The sequence below is a fragment of the Rhodopseudomonas palustris HaA2 genome (assembly GCF_000013365.1).
Classification (GTDB): Bacteria; Pseudomonadota; Alphaproteobacteria; order Rhizobiales; family Xanthobacteraceae; genus Rhodopseudomonas; species Rhodopseudomonas palustris_J.
Window position 1 is genome coordinate 3,970,743 of sequence record NC_007778.1, and the last position, 13,886, is coordinate 3,984,628.

Here is a 13,886-nt window from a genome sequence, read left to right on the forward strand (position 1 = left end):
CGTGGGAGAAGGTGGCGCGGACGAAGTCCGCGACGGATGAGGGGGCGAAGCGTACGCCGTGCCCGCCGCCCCCTCACCCGGCTTCGCTGCGCGAAGCCACCCTCTCCCACCAGGGGAGAGGGTGAGAGGCGCGACGCGAGCGACCCTCCCCCTCCAGGGGAGGGTGAATCACACCCTGATCTCGACCACCGGAATTTTCGGGATCGCGCCCGCTGCGAAGGCCGACAGGTCGACTTCGAGATAATCGGTGTCGAACCGCACCGGGACGTCGAACTGATAGCCCGCCGTCACCGCCGCGCCGGGCGGCGGGATGTGGCCGGGGAGAAACGTCACCACGCCGGTGGTGATATCGCAGGTGAAACCGCCGGTCGGCTCGACGCCGTTCACCGCGACACGCACCGATCCCGCGACCGGCTTGGCGATCCGCCGCGCATAGGGCGCAAAGCCTGCGCCATAGGTCTTGACGAGTTGGTAGTTCGCGACCACGCCGTCGCCGATGCCGATGCCCTGGTCGAGCGGCGACAGCGGTTGCCCCGGCGCGGCGGACGCATGATCGAGCCGATCGCGCCAGCGAAAGCCGTAAAGCTGGCCGCGGCGCTCCTCGAAGAACGCCACCACCGCCTGCAGCGCCTCCAGCGTGCGGACGCCGTAGCCGGCGTCGAACCGCCGCCGCGACTCCGCCCAGCGCGCATTGCGCTGCTCGCGGCCGGAGCCGAACGACACGATCTCGGTCCGCCGCTCCGGCCCGCCGGCGCTCTTCAGCGCGATGTCGAGCGGGAATAGAACCTCATGGAATGCGGTCATGGTCTTGCTCGCAACAAAGGAACCGTCATGCTGAGGTGCTCGCCCGCAGGGCGAGCCTCGAAGCAGCGTCGCGGTGTGCGTTGCCGTCCTTCGAGGCGCGCAACAGCGCGCTCCTCAGGATGACGGTCGTGCCCTCTTCACCCTCCCCCTTGTGGGGAGGGTCGCTCGCGCAGCGAGCGGGGTGGGGGGCCGCGGGCACAGTGCGCGTGTCCACCCCCACCCGGCCCGGCCGCGCTACGCGCCGCCGGGTCCACCCTCCCCGCAAGGGGGAGGGTTCACAGCCCGCGCTGGCCGCGCGACACCGCGCGGGCAATTTGTCCGGTAACGTAGCTCTCCGAGCGGCGAAAGCTGTCGGCGTCGGGCGTCGAGATCTGGACGTTGACCACGTTGCCGCCGCCGCCGCTACTCGCAACGCCGAGCCGGCCGTCCGCGCCGCGGGCGAGCGGCAGGATCGCCTCGGGCCCCGCCTCGCCGGCGAGCCCGACGCCGCCGCCGAGCATCGGGAAGTAGGTCGGCGTGCCGATCACGCCGCCCGCGGCGAACGGCTTGATCGCGCCGTCGGCCGCCTTGGTGGCGCCGCCGAACAGGCCCGAGAACAGGCTGTCGAAGCCGGTAGCGAGGCCGCTTGTCAGCGGCTTCAGCGCCGCCTTCAGCGCCAGGTCGGAGACCTTCAGCACCAGCGACTTCAGCACGTCCTCGAACTGCTTGCCGCCGGTGACCGATTGCGAGAACGCGCTGGTCATCGCACGCGCGAAGCCCTTGGCCTCGCTGCTGAGCGCCTGGGTCTTGGTGGTGAGCTGGTCGACCTTCCGCGACGTCTCGTCGACGCAGTCGCAGTCGCACTCTTCGCAATCGTCGCTGGTCATCGCGCCTGCTCCTGGTGATCGGGATAGCGCCGCATCAATTCGTCGAGGCCGCCGCGATCGAGTGGCGCCGCGATCCCGCCGCGCGCGCCGATCAGCGCGCTGGCGAACTCGCGCGGCGTCATCCGCCAGAATTGCTCCGACGACAGCCGCAGCACGCCGAAGCCGAACTGCATCGCCTCGGCCCAGGGGAACGGCGTCATGCCGCTTCGCCGAAGGTCGCGGCGATCAGTTCGGCCGCGATCGTCGCATAGCCGGTGGCGCCGCCCGCGACCGTCATCGCCGCGACCTCGTCGTCGCCGACCGTCTCGCCCGAGCCGCGCAAACCCGCCGCGATGATCCGCAACAGATCGCGCGCCGACAGATGCCCGCTGCCGAAGCGCTGCGCCAGCGCCACCAGATCGGATGCCGCGAACGCGCTCTCCAGTTCGGCCAGCGCGCCCAGCGTCAGCACCAGCGTGCGACGCCGGCCGCCGATCTCCGCTTCGATCTCACCGCGATGTCTGTTGGCCATGATGCCCTCGTTTGTTCACCCTCCCCCTTGCGGGGAGGGTCGCTCGCGCAGCGAGCGGGGTGGGGGTGGCCGCGCGCACGATGCGCGCGGTGGTCACAGCGCGGCAAAGCTCAGCGCGCCGGCGCTTTCCAACGTCACGTCGAACGTCACCTCGCCATTGTGCTCGCCGGCGAATTCGAGCGCCGCGATCTGGAACGGCCCGGAGATCGCCCCGAAATCCGGCACGATCAGTTGGCAGTCGCTGATCAGCCCGTTGAAGAACGCACTTCGCACCAGCGCGTCGGAGGCGGCGTCCTTGAACAGGCCGCGGCCGGAGATCGAGGCGCGGCGCACGCCGGCGCCGGCGAGCAGCTCGCGCCAGCGCTCGGCGGATTCGGCGTGGGTAATGTCGACCAGTTCGGCGTTGAACGCGATCCTGCGGCTGCGCAGCCCGGCGACGGTGACGTAAGTACTGCCGTCGCTGATCTTGACCATCAGATCCTTGCCCTTCTGTGCACCCATATGCGTCTCCTTGCTAATTGTTCGGTTCGGTGACGGCGCGGAATCGCACCAGCGCGTGATAGGTGCGGCCGTCGGCCTCGCGGCGGATATCGGCGAGCGCGAACCGCAGATTGACCAGGCGATGGCCGGCCGGCGACAGCGGCGCATCGTCCAGCGCCTGTAAGAGCGCGCCGGTGATGACATGCGCTTCCTTGTGGCCGCCCTGCCGCGACCAGACGTGCAGCGTCAGCTGATGCTCCTGCAGCGGCGCATCGTCGGCGGAGGCGTCGGCGATCCGCGCCTCGCCGAGCGTGACGTAAGGCAACGCCGCGTCGCGCGGCGGCTCGTCGTAGACGCGCGCGCCGCCGAGCGCGGCGATCAGTCCGCTGTCGGAAGTCAGCGCCTGATGGATCGCGGCGCGCAGCGCCGCAGGTGCGGTGAGCATGAGAGATCCTCCCAGAGTGACTCTTCACCCTCCCCTGGAGGGGGAGGGGCGGCGAGTAGCGCGCGAAGCGCGGTGCACGCCGGGGTGGGGTGAGCCGCGGGCACGGCAGATGAACTCTTCGCCACCCCACCCCGCTCGCTGGCGCGAGCGACCCTCCCCCTCCAGGGGAGGGTGAACGTCACGTCAGTTCCGTCTCGGCGTCGATCTCGAGCCACGCGCCGCGGTCGATGTCGCGCCAACTAATAATTCGATAGATCCGCGCGCCATCGATCAACCGATGCGCCCGCGTCAGCGCGACGCCGCCGCGCAGCGTGATCGTCACCCGCAACATCGCCCGATCGGCATCGGCATCGACGCCCTCGCGCGCCGCGTGCTGAACGACCCGCGCCCACACCACTTGCTGCGGCGCATAGCTGCGCGTCACCCCGCCCTGGCCGTCGCCGCTCTCGACCGGCACTTCCAGCACCAGCCGCGTGTTCAGTCGGCCCGGATCGATCATAGCGCCGGCACCCGGAAGCTCGCGATCATCGCCGCGACGCTGCCCGGCAGCATCGCCACGCTGGAGCCGATCGCCGCCAGCCCGCGATTGTCGTACCAATGCGCCGCCAGCGTGCGCACCGCATGGCGCAGCAGCTCCGGCACCTCGGAAGGTTGCGTGCCGTAGCCGAGCTCGAGGTCGAGCGCGATGCCGCCGACGCTGCGCCCCGGCTGTGGCACCGACCACGCCGGCGCGGCGATCGTGCCGCCCGCGACGTCGATCACGAAGCGCGCGAGATCGACCTCATGCGCAATGCCTTCGGCATCGAACACCCGCGCCGCGCTCAGCGCCCGCAGCGGCCCGATCCGCAGCGCGAGCCGGCCGTCGCGCGGCCAGGCGTCGCGCGTGATCCGCCAGCTCTGCGACAGCAGCGCGCGCCGCGTCATCGCCTCGATCTGGGCGCGCGCGGCGGCGAGCAGCGACGCGATCACCGAATCGTCGTCGTCGTGCGCGACGCGCAGGAACGCCTTCAGCTCGGGAACCGTCCACGGCTCCACCACCGGCCCCGCCAGCAAAATCGCCGACATTGCTCATCCCTCCGAAATGTTCAGGTTGACAGCGCGGCGGCGGCGAGGCTCAAAGCCCGCCATGATCCGCCGCTCGACACTTGCCGTTCTGATCGCCGCCGCGCTCGCCGCGCCCGCATCCGCCATGGTCGGCGGCGCGCGCGAGAGCCGCGACGGCATCGGCCGCGCGCTCGTCACCATCGTCGGCTCGCGCGGCAATTTCTGTTCCGGCGCGCTGATCGCGCCGGATCTGGTGCTGAGCGCCGCGCATTGCGTCGCGCCCGGCGCGGACTACAAGATCGTGCAGCGCGACGCGCAGGGGCAGCCGCAGCTCCGCGACATCCGCCGCCTCGCGGCGCATCCGCAATTCGACCTGCGCGCGATCCAGGCCAACCGCGCCACCGCCGACGTCGCGCTGCTGCAGCTCGCCGCGCCGCTGCCCGGCAAGACGCCGCTGCCGTTCGGCGCGCCGAACGATCCGCTCGCCGCGGGGCAGAGCTTCACCGTCGCCGGCATCGGCGTGGCGCAGCGCGGCGACGGCAAGAGCGGCGGCGTAGCGCGCGCAGCCGAGCTGATCGCCACCGGCCGGCCCGGCCGGCTGCAGATCCGCCTGGTCGATCCGGCAACGAACAACAGCCGCGAAGGCCAGGGCGCCTGCACCGGCGATTCCGGCGGGCCGGCCTTGCAGCAGCAGGACGGCCGCGCCGTGGTGATCGGCGTGGTGTCGTGGTCGACCGGCGCCAACAACGCCGCCGGCTGCGGCGGCCTCACCGGCGTAACGCCGCTGACGCTGTATCGCGACTGGATCGAGCGCACCGCAACGAGCTGGGGCGCGACGCTGGCGAAGTAGGCCGGCGCGAAGCCGCAACATCTGCCGCCGTCATCCTGAGGCGCAACATCTGCCGCCGTCATCCTGAGGCGCCGCCGCGCAGCGGCGGCCTCGAAGGATGCGCCGCGAACGCCGTGCCCGCCTCCGCATCCTTCGAGGCGCGCAACAGCGCGCACCTCAGGATGACGGCGCTTGCGGAGACACCCGCCACGCCCACCGCCGCCCTTCAGATTTCATTAACCATGTTGGCCCACCCTGCCGGCTCATCCGGAGCCCGTCGATGCGCCTTGCTGCCTTGCTGTTGCTGTCCGTGATCGCCGCGCCGGCCGCGCGCGCGGCGGACCTGCCGATGCACAGCAAGATCGGCCGGATCTTCGCCGAGCCCGTGCCGCGCGGCCGCGTCGTCGCCCTGGTGCCGCCGCCGCGCGACGTCATCAGTGCCTCGCCGGTCTACGCGCCCGAGGTCGACATCCCGCCGATCGTGCACGGCTATTACGGCAAGCCGAATTCCTATCACTACTTCAATTACTACGGCACGCCGGCGAGCGCGATCTACAGCCGCCTGCCCTATGCCTGCGGCTGGTACGGCTACTGCTGACGCATCCGGCTGTGGCTGACGCGCTCAGCGCGGCGGCTTGCGCTTGCTGGGCGGCCTGGCCTTGCGCGGCGTGTCGATGCGCTGCCGCGGATACACCGCCGGCGGCGTCGTATAGGGCTCTCGCAACTGCTCGCGCGATTCCTTCAGCCGCCGCTGATAGCCCGGCGAATCCATGATGTTCGCCGCCCCGCCGCGGGCGAAGACCGGGGCGGTGTCGATCCCGACCAGCGCGAGCGCGGCACAGGCCGCGGATAGTGTGATCGTTCGCTTCATCCGGTTCTCCCTCGCTGCGGCAAATCCCGCCGCAAGCAATCGTTCCCGACGCCCCGCCCGTAGGGTGGGTTAGCGCGCAGCGCGTAACCCACCGATCCGCCTCACCACGGGCCCCACCGCGATGATTCCGCGCGCGCGACCCATCCTATACGCCTGCCCCTCCCTCACAACTGCCTGATCCGCGGCCCGCCGGCATTGCGGCCGTTCATCAGCCCGGTGATCGCCCACACCAGGGCGTCGAGCCGGTCGGGCGAGCGGCCCGACGAGAGGCCGTCGATGCCGAAGTCGCACATTTCGTCTTCGAGCAGCGGGAAGCAGCCGACATGCTTGACCTTGCCTTGCTCGTACAGCGCCGCGACCGGCTCGGCGCGCAGATATTTGCCGCGGCTGGCGCGGACTTCCTTCAGCGGCACCGCCCCGTCGGTCTCGCGCAGCACGGCGCGCACCATCTCGCCGCCCATGTTGACTTCGGCGATCAGCGTATCGGCGTCGAGCCGGTGATACAGCGCCACCGCCTTGGCCGCCCAGGCGGCCGGCGACAGCCCGGCGGCGGAGGCGTCTTCCAGCACGTAGTAGGCGCCGCTGTCGCTGCGGCCGACGGCGACGATGCCGCAGGCATCCGCGCCGACCTTCGAGGTCCCCGGCGGGTCGATCGCCACCACCACGCGCGCCAGCCCCGGCGGCTGCGCGACGCGGCAGGATTCGATCAGCGCCCGCGACCACAGCGCATCGGCGCGGTCCTCGATCATTTCGCCGTCGAGTTCCTGCCGCCCCATCCGCGTGCCGGCATAGCGGCCGACCACGGCATCGAGAAACGCCGGCGACAGATGATCGGCATTCGCCTTCGTCGGCGCGCGCGTCACCCGCGTGCGCGGATCGGCCAGCAGCCGCTTGATCAGCGGCAGCGGCCGCGGCGTGGTGGTGACCAGTTGGCGCGGCTGCAGGCCCAGCCGCAGCCCGAATTGCAGCGTGTCGAAGCAGGCCTCGGCATAGCGCCATTTCGCCAGCTCGTCGCACCACGCGGCGTCGAATTGCGGCCCGCGCAGGCTTTCCGGATCGTCGGCGGAGAACACCTGCCCGACCGCGCCATTGCGCCATTCCAGCCGCCGCCGCGACGCGATCCATTCCGGCCGCTCGGCGCGCGGCGAACAGCGCAGCAGGCCGGACTCGCCCTCCACCATCACCTCGCGGGCGTCCTGCCAGCTCTCCCCGATCAGCGCGATCCGGCGATGCGGCCGCTCGGCATAAGGCGGCGTGCCATGCGCCAGCGCCCGCACCCATTCGGCCCCGGTCCGCGTCTTGCCGGCGCCGCGGCCGCCGAGCAGCAGCCAGGTCGTCCACGGCCCGCCATTGTTGCCGGCCTCGCCATGCTCCTGATGCGGATGCGCGAAGGTCGCGAAATCATGCTGCAGCCGGGCCAGCGTCCGCGTCCCCGCCTGCCGCAGAAACGCCTCCGTCATCCCGGCCGCGGACAAGCGCCTCAATGCGGCGCGCAAGCTGACGACGGAATTCATCGGCATCGGCGGGCAGGTCGTCATCGGCATCGGCGTTCACGCTTCCCGGCTCGCGCAGCTGGCGAACCTTGAACAGGGTCTGCGTCAGCGCAGCCAACGTGCGCGCGATGCGCTCGGCCTCGGTCGCACGGCTGCCGCCGAGGGTGGCATCCTCGCGCAGGTTCTCGACCTTGCGCAGCTCTCGCTCCACCGCAGCCTCCAACCGGAGCGCCAGCGACGCCGCTACCGGCTCGGCCCCAGCGGACTCAAACGCGGCCGGAGTTGCATCGGTCATGGCTCGATCGACCTCGGCCGGTTCCGGCATCGGTTGCACCGGCGGCTTGCCGGCGGCCCGCGCCGCCTGCAATATCTCGGCCGCAGCCAGGTTGAGCTGCAGCGCCACCGGCAGATCGCGCGGCGGCCGGTCCTTCCGCAATTGCCAGCCTTCGGTCTTGGCCAGCCGGTCGAGCGTCATCCGGTGCACGCCGAGATCGGCGGCGATGCGATCCATCGACTCGTCGGTCTCCTCGTAGCGCCGCCGCGCATGCGCGACCGCCTCGGGCGTAAAGCCGCGGGCGCGCTGGATCGCCGGACGCTCGATCGGGGCGAACCGCGGTCGGCTCGCCCGCGTCACCCAGCCTTCGCGCTGCGCCAATTTGCCGAGCGTCCGTCGGCTGATGCCGAGATCGGCGGCGATCGCTTGCAGCGGGTCGTCGGTGGTCTCAAAGCGCTGCTTGGTCAGCGCAACGGCTTCAGGCGTGAAGTCACGGGGAAGACGACGGCCCGGCGGATCATCAGTCATGGCGCGTTCACCTCGACGGCCCGGATCACAGCCCGACCCGCCTGATCGCACTGGCAGATGCCAGGCATCAGCCTAGAATGCGGCGCGGCCCGCCGCTTCCCTGGCGACGATCTCCAGCTTCAACGCCTGCGGCAGTGCGCGCGGCGCCGGTCCTTGCGCAGCTTCCAGCCCTGCTGTTGGGCGAGCCGGTCCACGGAACGGCGGGTGACGCCGAGGTCGACAACGATCGACGATTGCGGTTCGACAGTGTCTTCGTAGCGGTGTTTGGCGTTAGCCAAGGCTTCGGAGCTTTAGCCGCCGGTGGGGCGGCGGGCCGGATTTGGAAGAGTGTTCGTCATACCGCAACCCAACTGACGAAATCGTCATGACACCGGGCATCCGTCTAGCACTTTGGCCACACAAACGGAAAGACCGCTGGATCTTGGCCGCGTGACTGTTTTACCAATGGCCAACTTCCCTAGCATTGCTCTATCCTTGCAACCGCGAGTCGCACATCAGGTTCAAAAGATGGCACGGAAAAAAGTCCTGGTACTGCACAGTGGTGGCATGGACTCGACCACGTGTTTGCTGCAAGCTAAAGCTGAAGGACATGACGTAGCGAGCCTAGGCATTGACTACGGGCAACGGCTGCTTGTCGAGATGATGTTCGCCGAGGGACAGTGCGAAAAATACAGCATTCCGCGCCACGTTATAAACGTGAACTGGCAGAAAGCGGAACGCCAGATACCGTTGAACCGTTCGGTCGAAGAAATGGCCCACAGTGTTTCCCCAGCCTTCCTCCCTGGCCGAAACATCGTCTTCCTTGGCTTGGGCCATGCCCACGCCGCAGGGATTGGCGCCGACGAGTTGCAAATCGGATTAAACTGTGTCGACTTCTCAGGATACCCTGACTGCACGACCCAATTTTACGACTCCTACTGCACGATGCTCAACATCGGAAATCCGGGCGGACCAAAACTAGTTGCCCCCTTACTCAAGATGAGCAAACCAGAAATTGCTCGACTTGCCAGCACACTTGGACTCCAACGAAATGATACATGGAGCTGTTATCGCCCCCAAATACGCGAGGGTTCCATTGTGGCTTGCGGCGAATGTGACGCCTGCAAGCTTCACGAATTTGCTTGGCAAGAATTGAAATAGCTTTTGTCAACCATAGGCCTCATCGCATGCTCCAAGACAAAGCGCACGACTGGTGCGCCCGCGGCGCTGCTATACAGCTCCGCCTTATTCAAAAAGTCGCTGCTATACTCACTGACAAACACGGACCGCACCTACATCTTATCAGCCAAGCACGGCCTACTCGACCTAAATACTTACACGCAGCCTTATGAACAAACGCTCAAGAGCCTTGACCAACACGCAAAGAATATTTGGGCCGACCGCGTCAGACTTCAACTAAGTGAAGTTATCAAACAAAGAGACCTTGTGCTTGTTTTAGCGGGCCGCGAATACCACTCAGGACTACTGCCATTCTTTGCAAGGACCGGCTGCCGAATTGATTTTCCGCTAGGAACCCGCTCATTTGGCAACCGACTAAAATACCTCAGCTCAGCCAACGATGAAGCGTCATTGGCGGATTCATTTCGACAGTTCTACAAAATAATGCACGAATTGTACGTCGCTCAAGGCGGCGGGAGGCTACTTGCTGACTGCACTGGTCGACAGGGCTGGCCAGATCGCGGCGTTTACTTCTTCCTTGAAAATAACGAAGCCAACGCAGCGAGCCTTTTTCCGAGAAGGATGCCTAGGATAGTCCGAGTCGGCACGCATGCCGTGAGCTCCGGATCAAAGACTACGCTGTGGGATCGCCTAAGCACTCACCGCGGCGCCCTAAGTGGAGGCGGCAGCCATCGGTCCTCAATCTTCCGACTTCATGTCGGCCGCACACTGCTCACCTCCCAACCTGAGTTTGGCAACCTCAAATCCTGGGGCGTAGGCCAAGTCGCTTCAAAGGAAATCCGAACAACCGAAAGCGCACTGGAGGCCGAGGTATCCAAGACACTCGGGACAATGAGAGTCCTTTGGCTTGATATCGGCGACGAACCAGCCGTGGACAGCGATAGAGCATTTGTAGAACAAAGCTCTATTGGACTTCTATCTCGATTTAACGTGCTAACACCGCAGGCTCCGGATGAATGGCTCGGAAGACAGAGCCACGACTACAGAATATTCCTAAGCGGACTATGGAACCTGAACTACACGTTCCGAAGGCCCCACAGGGAATTCTTGACGGTCCTGCGTCGATACGTAGATATTACCCTGCAACGCGAAAGCCCCACGCACACATCGATCGCTCCGCAAGGCTGGGCGTCTGAACAGAAGCCGACAGTTAGTTCAACCCAACTGAATCTATTTGCAAATGACAAAAATTGAGCGAGTAAGAACGCAGAACGACATAATGAATGCTGCCCCACGGGCAATCGTACACTTGAGATCACAGAACTCGCGAAAACGACTGGGCCTAATCTTTGGGTCCGGCGCCAGTAAGCAGCTCGGCTATCCCGACTGGAACGAGCTGGTGATGAGAATCGCTAGTCATTCCGACGTGGCCGCATCCGAGATCATCGGAAAGTTTCGAATATCCGCAGAGCGCCCGCAAGCCGACCAAGAAAAGACGACACCTAAATCGCTAGCGTCGATAACACAAATGCTATTCGCCAGCTTTAGAAACAAGGCACTCGAGAACCGAACAGAGGCCGGTCCAATCACCTACTTGAATGAGCAGAAGATTCGCTCGGATTGGCTGAGAGTTATTCACGCGCAGCTATACAAGGACATCGACACATCAGTCAGACCACCCAAGACTCTCAAAGATCACCCCTACTTAATGAGCTTTCTTGAGATAATAAAAAGCTCCCCGCTAACAGTTAACTACAATTTTGACGATACACTTGAGCAGCTATTACTCCACAATCGAAGCGGAGACTAATTAGCACGAACTCGCGGCTACGAGACAACCTACAAGCCAAACGCACAATTCCAGAAAGACAGCAGCGTAATCTACCACCCGAACGGATTTCTCCCATCGACTTTTGAAGATGGCGCAAGCCCTGAAGTCGTATTCTCTGATGATGCCTTTCAAGATCAGCTTGTTAGCGCGGCGACTGGGAAATATGTACATCTCTCAAATCACCTGTTTCGCAACACCTGCTTACTTGTTGGACTATCACTCGAAGACTCGACATTGCAGAGCCTCCTAAGACAGAACGCAGTCACGAATCCAGGACACATTCATTACATTATTCAGTACGTAGCCCCGGACGAGACGGACGATCCAGTGGCCATGAAAGCAATCTTTGACGCAAACTTCTCGTCATACAACCTCTACACGCTGTTTATGGACGCCGATGGGATCAACGAGCTTGCAAAGCTAATCAGCCTTAGTGAGGACCAATTCGAACTCAATTTCCAAGACCGGGAAAGAAAATTTGTTTACTACGTGGTCGGGTCAGTTGGCGCCGGAAAATCTACCGCCACTAGTAATTTTCGCTCCCTCCGGACGTACGACGAATGGATCGACGAGCGACGGCCGGCGCTCGCTATCCCCGAGAGTGAGGTGGACGAAAAAGAGGTGTCCAACATAGATAATTGGATTGTTGAGCAATTTAGGAAAAAAAACCCAATATTATACTTTGCGTACCCACAAAACCCGGTGCTACCATGAGTAGCGCCGGGGGCGTCCAGCCCGGCAAGCTATGGAGCTTGTTTGATATGTTGCGGGCATACGTATCTGAATTCTTCTTTATCGCTCAACTCATTGCCGAGATGGAAAAGGGAGGCGGAATATCGAACCCTGACGTAGTAAAGGCGCTAGACATATCTTCTGGGGCAACTTTGGAAGCCCGCCTCGCCCCTATCTGGGAAAAAATAATTTCGAGGGACGAGGACGATAGCAAAACCATCGTCCTTAAGCTGCCGATGTCTATGCCGTCGGTTGAGGCTCAAGTACAACGCGTCTGGCGGGCCATAGGCTCGTTTACCCCTCCGATGTCTAGCAATCAACTTAGTGAAATTCTTGGACTCGTTACCGATCTGAGAAACCGCATCCAAGACGAATTGCCTGCTCACAAAATGTACTACGTTCGGCCAGAGTTAGTGCGGTATTACGAAGATAAGGACCAATTCGGAAACCGAGTAACCGAGCGTTTTCCCAACTCGATTCCCGACATTGAAAATGCGGGCAAGTGCATCGCCCTTGGTCAGGACACCGCCTCAGTATTTCACCTCATGAGAGCGATGGAATGTGCGGTCGGGGAGTTGTGCACCTCTTTGCAGATCCCTAACCCCGATAGAGAGTGGGGTAAGCTATTGAGCGACTTGCACGCTAAAATCGGCGCGATGCCCAAAGACAAGAAGCGCGACGCATGGTCAGAATGTCACGCAAATCTTTACCATGTGAAGCAAGCATGGCGTAACAGCACGATGCACCCGATCTCGACTTACTCGCCGGAACAAAGCAAAGATATATTTCAGTGCGTTCGCACCTTCATGAACCAGTTGGCGATTTTGATTTAGTCCTCACTGTCGGCGTGGCAATCTTCCTAAACGCTACATCAAAGCTCTTCCCGCTCTCATCAACATCAAGCTCACGAGCGGTTTCTATAAACCGCTCGAATTGCTTTTCATCTTTCGCTTTAGGCTTCGCTGCTTTCTTCGTAGGGCCGCGAGCTTTTGGCTTCTTATCCATCGAATTTTGCCTTTAACGAGTCGTTTGATAGGTGAGACGCTTGCCAACCACGCCAGCCAACACACGGTCGGCGCGCTCGTAGTCGTTCACGCCAAGTGCGACGCGGTTGTTATAGCGGAAATCGTATTCCGACAGATAGCGATGAAGATGGTTTTCGCCGCAGTGCTGATAGACGCCCTTCATGCCGCGCTTGAAGATCGAAAAGAAGCCTTCAACAGAATTGGTGGTGACATCGCCGCGAGCGTATTCCTTGGCGGTGTGATTGATAGTTTCGTGAGAGGAAAAGTGTTGGTCCGCGCCGATGTAGAGGCGGCTTTCGTCGGTGTGCAGGCGGCTTTCTTTCGCGACGTTGGCAGTAACGATGCCAACGACAGTCGGCTTGTCGGCGTTCTCGACATGGAACGAGCGCACTTTGCCGCCGCGCTCGACAAGCGAAACGATAGCGCGCTTGCCGGACGGGCCGCCGCCACGATGAATGAAAGGACGGCCCTTGCGCTGCGGTGACGGCTTCTTTTCTTTGGTCTTGCCGAAATAGGTTTCGTCAACCTCGACAATTCCGCCAGCGCCGCCCATCGGGGCAAGGCCACCATCGCGCATCGCTTCGCGGACGCGGTGAGAAATGAACCACGCGGTTTTGAGGGTGCAGCCAAGGGTGCGGTGAAGCTGGTTGCTGCTGATCCCCTTCTTTGAGGACGAAAGCAGGAAGATCGCCTGCAGCCACAGGTGCATGGGGACGTGGCTGGATTCGAAGATGGTGCCAACCTTGACGGTAAAGGGCTTGCGGCACTGATAGCACTTGTAAGCGCCGATCCGAGTGGACTTGCCCTGCATCTTGGAAATGCGGTCAACGCCGCCACAGTGCGGGCAAACCGGGCCGTTGGGCCAAATACGGGCTTCAACCCAAGCGTAGGCCGCTTCTTCGTTCTGCAGGTGCTTGGCGTTCAAAAAGGACTTCATGGCTTCAACCTCGTGTTGAAGCCAATATCTCACAGAATTTTGGGTACGCAAAGTATAATATTGGGAAAAAAAACCTAGCTCTCGTTCGTAGCCGAGA

At 63.6% G+C, this 13,886-nt stretch carries 20 protein-coding genes and 1 pseudogene; 7 read left to right on the forward strand and 14 right to left on the reverse strand.

What is annotated here, in order from left to right:
- Positions 1 to 168: 168 nt before the first annotated feature.
- From RPB_RS17465 to RPB_RS17500, 8 genes are all read right to left on the reverse strand, one after another.
- Positions 169 to 804 (reverse strand): DUF2460 domain-containing protein, encoded by a 636-nt coding sequence (locus tag RPB_RS17465; RefSeq protein WP_011442341.1) that lies wholly within the window; start codon positions 802 to 804, stop codon positions 169 to 171.
- Between the two features lie 275 nt (positions 805 to 1,079).
- The gene (locus RPB_RS17470) at positions 1,080 to 1,670 is read right to left on the reverse strand and encodes a phage tail tape measure protein (protein WP_011442342.1); all 591 of its coding nucleotides are present in this window, start codon (positions 1,668 to 1,670) and stop codon (positions 1,080 to 1,082) included.
- Positions 1,667 to 1,870, reverse strand: coding sequence for a rcc01693 family protein (locus tag RPB_RS17475; RefSeq protein WP_011442343.1), 204 nt, complete (start codon positions 1,868 to 1,870; stop codon positions 1,667 to 1,669). Before RPB_RS17475 ends, RPB_RS17470 begins: the two co-directional genes overlap by 4 nt.
- On the reverse strand, positions 1,867 to 2,181 hold the full coding sequence (locus RPB_RS17480; RefSeq protein ID WP_011442344.1) for a gene transfer agent family protein: 315 nt from the start codon (positions 2,179 to 2,181) through the stop codon (positions 1,867 to 1,869). The genes RPB_RS17475 and RPB_RS17480 overlap by 4 nt, the downstream gene beginning before the upstream one ends.
- 93 nt (positions 2,182 to 2,274) lie before the next feature.
- Positions 2,275 to 2,682, reverse strand: coding sequence for a phage major tail protein, TP901-1 family (locus RPB_RS17485; protein WP_011442345.1), 408 nt, complete (start codon positions 2,680 to 2,682; stop codon positions 2,275 to 2,277).
- Positions 2,683 to 2,695: 13 nt separating this feature from the next.
- Entirely contained in the window at positions 2,696 to 3,106 is a 411-nt protein-coding gene (locus tag RPB_RS17490; protein ID WP_011442346.1) for a DUF3168 domain-containing protein, read from the reverse strand.
- A 178-nt stretch (positions 3,107 to 3,284) separates the two neighbouring features.
- Positions 3,285 to 3,605, reverse strand: coding sequence for a head-tail adaptor protein (locus tag RPB_RS17495; RefSeq protein ID WP_011442347.1), 321 nt, complete (start codon positions 3,603 to 3,605; stop codon positions 3,285 to 3,287).
- Positions 3,602 to 4,171: a head-tail connector protein gene (locus tag RPB_RS17500; protein ID WP_011442348.1), complete on the reverse strand. Its 570-nt coding sequence runs from the start codon at positions 4,169 to 4,171 to the stop codon at positions 3,602 to 3,604. Before RPB_RS17500 ends, RPB_RS17495 begins: the two co-directional genes overlap by 4 nt.
- Positions 4,172 to 4,232: 61 nt before the next feature.
- Here RPB_RS17500 and RPB_RS17505 point away from each other — a divergent pair, with 61 nt between their 5' ends.
- Positions 4,233 to 5,000 carry a S1 family peptidase gene (locus tag RPB_RS17505; protein WP_011442349.1) on the forward strand — a complete coding sequence of 256 codons (768 nt, stop codon included), beginning with the start codon at positions 4,233 to 4,235 and terminating at the stop codon, positions 4,998 to 5,000.
- A 259-nt stretch (positions 5,001 to 5,259) separates the two neighbouring features.
- Positions 5,260 to 5,577: a hypothetical protein gene (locus RPB_RS17510; protein WP_011442350.1), complete on the forward strand. Its 318-nt coding sequence runs from the start codon at positions 5,260 to 5,262 to the stop codon at positions 5,575 to 5,577.
- Between the two features lie 24 nt (positions 5,578 to 5,601).
- On the opposite strand, the gene RPB_RS17515 is transcribed toward RPB_RS17510, so the two are convergent.
- The 4 genes from RPB_RS17515 to RPB_RS24695 form a co-directional block, all read right to left on the reverse strand.
- Positions 5,602 to 5,850 (reverse strand): hypothetical protein, encoded by a 249-nt coding sequence (locus tag RPB_RS17515; RefSeq protein WP_011442351.1) that lies wholly within the window; start codon positions 5,848 to 5,850, stop codon positions 5,602 to 5,604.
- A gap of 164 nt (positions 5,851 to 6,014) precedes the next feature.
- Positions 6,015 to 7,310, reverse strand: a complete 1,296-nt coding sequence (locus RPB_RS17520) for a DNA-packaging protein (RefSeq protein ID WP_011442352.1) — start codon at positions 7,308 to 7,310, stop codon at positions 6,015 to 6,017.
- Positions 7,252 to 8,145 (reverse strand): hypothetical protein, encoded by an 894-nt coding sequence (locus tag RPB_RS17525; protein ID WP_011442353.1) that lies wholly within the window; start codon positions 8,143 to 8,145, stop codon positions 7,252 to 7,254. The genes RPB_RS17520 and RPB_RS17525 overlap by 59 nt, the downstream gene beginning before the upstream one ends.
- 119 nt (positions 8,146 to 8,264) lie before the next feature.
- On the reverse strand, positions 8,265 to 8,423 hold the full coding sequence (locus RPB_RS24695; RefSeq protein ID WP_157038851.1) for a hypothetical protein: 159 nt from the start codon (positions 8,421 to 8,423) through the stop codon (positions 8,265 to 8,267).
- A gap of 229 nt (positions 8,424 to 8,652) precedes the next feature.
- On the opposite strand from RPB_RS24695, the gene queC reads away from it, so the two are divergent.
- The 5 genes and pseudogenes from queC (at position 8,653) to RPB_RS17545 (ending at position 12,660) form a co-directional block, all read left to right on the forward strand.
- Positions 8,653 to 9,285 (forward strand): 7-cyano-7-deazaguanine synthase QueC, encoded by a 633-nt coding sequence (gene queC / locus RPB_RS24260; RefSeq protein ID WP_198135123.1) that lies wholly within the window; start codon positions 8,653 to 8,655, stop codon positions 9,283 to 9,285.
- 3 nt (positions 9,286 to 9,288) lie between these two features.
- Positions 9,289 to 10,518, forward strand: coding sequence for a DUF6884 domain-containing protein (locus tag RPB_RS25285; RefSeq protein WP_011442355.1), 1,230 nt, complete (start codon positions 9,289 to 9,291; stop codon positions 10,516 to 10,518).
- A gap of 607 nt (positions 10,519 to 11,125) precedes the next feature.
- Positions 11,126 to 11,392, forward strand: a pseudogene (locus RPB_RS25290) (SIR2 family protein); the annotation flags it as partial.
- A gap of 30 nt (positions 11,393 to 11,422) precedes the next feature.
- Positions 11,423 to 11,809: a hypothetical protein gene (locus RPB_RS25105; protein ID WP_245258249.1), complete on the forward strand. Its 387-nt coding sequence runs from the start codon at positions 11,423 to 11,425 to the stop codon at positions 11,807 to 11,809.
- On the forward strand, positions 11,806 to 12,660 hold the full coding sequence (locus RPB_RS17545; protein WP_011442356.1) for a hypothetical protein: 855 nt from the start codon (positions 11,806 to 11,808) through the stop codon (positions 12,658 to 12,660). Before RPB_RS25105 ends, RPB_RS17545 begins: the two co-directional genes overlap by 4 nt.
- Here RPB_RS17545 and RPB_RS24700 read toward each other — a convergent pair.
- Both RPB_RS24700 and RPB_RS17550 read right to left on the reverse strand, forming a co-directional pair.
- Positions 12,632 to 12,832, reverse strand: coding sequence for a hypothetical protein (locus RPB_RS24700; RefSeq protein WP_157038853.1), 201 nt, complete (start codon positions 12,830 to 12,832; stop codon positions 12,632 to 12,634). The two genes, RPB_RS17545 and RPB_RS24700, sit on opposite strands and share 29 nt — an antisense overlap.
- Before the next feature lie 12 nt (positions 12,833 to 12,844).
- Positions 12,845 to 13,789, reverse strand: a complete 945-nt coding sequence (locus RPB_RS17550) for an IS1595-like element ISRpa1 family transposase (RefSeq protein WP_011442357.1) — start codon at positions 13,787 to 13,789, stop codon at positions 12,845 to 12,847.
- Between the last annotated feature and the right edge of the window lie 97 nt (positions 13,790 to 13,886).